Genomic DNA, 911 nt, shown 5'->3' with positions numbered 1-911 from the left:
GCCTCGGACCCGGCCTGCGCGTGCGATGGGCGATAAGGCCTATTCCTCCCGCGCGAACCGCGTTTACCTGCGGAAACGCGGGATCAAAGCGGTCATCCCCGTCAAGGAGGATCAGAAGGCCAACCGCCGCAAGCTCGGTTCCAAAGGCGGCCGCCCGCCGGTCTTCGACCCTGCGGCCTACAAAGACCGCAACACCGTCGAGCGCTGCTTCAACAAGCTCCGCCAGTTCCGTGCGGTCGCGACCAGGTACGACAAACGAGAGCGCATCTACCAGGGCACCGTCGACGTCGCCTCGATCCGGATCTGGCTACGAGACCCCGTTCCATGAAACCGCGAAACAGATCTTGGCCGATCGAGGCGTTGTCGTGGCGATGAATACGGGTGCCTCGCGGAACGCTGCCGCGATCAGTACAGGCCGCCGAAATCGGCGAAGCGCTGGCAGGACCGGGAGTACTCATCTGCCTCCTTCAGCACATCAAGGAGCTGGTCAGGGCCGCACTCCCAACCTCTGCAGGTTCCGCTCGACCCGTTGACCATACCGACCACCAGATCGCCACCATCCAGCGGAATCACATCGACAATGTCGTCTCGGCCATCGACAAGGTCGACACGCAGGTAAGGGCGGACATCGTCGACGCCCCAGAGCGGAATCGCTCCATGGGACCACCGCACCCGGTAGCCGAAAGGCCTTCCCCAGGCACGCACCACCGTCTCCACCTCCGCCAGCCGAGGATCAGCGGTTCCTGGCGGAAGCTCGGCCTCATTCATTCGAGACTCCGACAAGCCTGACCGCCCCTGGCGCACACCGCAGCCCACCAGCCGGCCACAGCCTGCCGGGGCCCCTCAACCGTTCCTCACCCATTGGATGGAACTATCAGACGAATCGGCCAAGATCTACAGGACACGCCCTA

The 911-nt window shown here is 64.0% G+C and carries 2 protein-coding genes; one reads left to right on the top strand and one right to left on the bottom strand.

Translation table 11 applies throughout. From position 1 onward, the window contains the following. A partial coding sequence (locus HKK72_RS39475) for a transposase (RefSeq protein WP_187239461.1) occupies nucleotides 1-328 on the top strand: 328 nt, incomplete at its 5' end. A gap of 77 nt (nucleotides 329-405) precedes the next feature. Here the strand turns inward: HKK72_RS39475 and HKK72_RS39470 are convergent. Next, nucleotides 406-768: a hypothetical protein gene (locus HKK72_RS39470; RefSeq protein ID WP_187239460.1), complete on the bottom strand. Its 363-nt coding sequence runs from the start codon at nucleotides 766-768 to the stop codon at nucleotides 406-408. Nucleotides 769-911 lie beyond the last annotated feature (143 nt).

The organism is Actinomadura sp. HBU206391, assembly GCF_014323665.1.
GTDB lineage: Bacteria > Actinomycetota > Actinomycetes > Streptosporangiales > Streptosporangiaceae > Actinomadura_C.
The sequence above is the reverse complement of the archived record's forward strand: the minus strand, read 5'-3'. Positions and strand labels throughout refer to the sequence as shown.

Bases quoted from the DNA above. Each gene is read 5' to 3' on its own strand.
- HKK72_RS39470 (WP_187239460.1), bottom strand. From the start codon at position 768: ATGAATGAGGCCGAGCTTCCGCCAGGAACCGCTGATCCTCGGCTGGCG.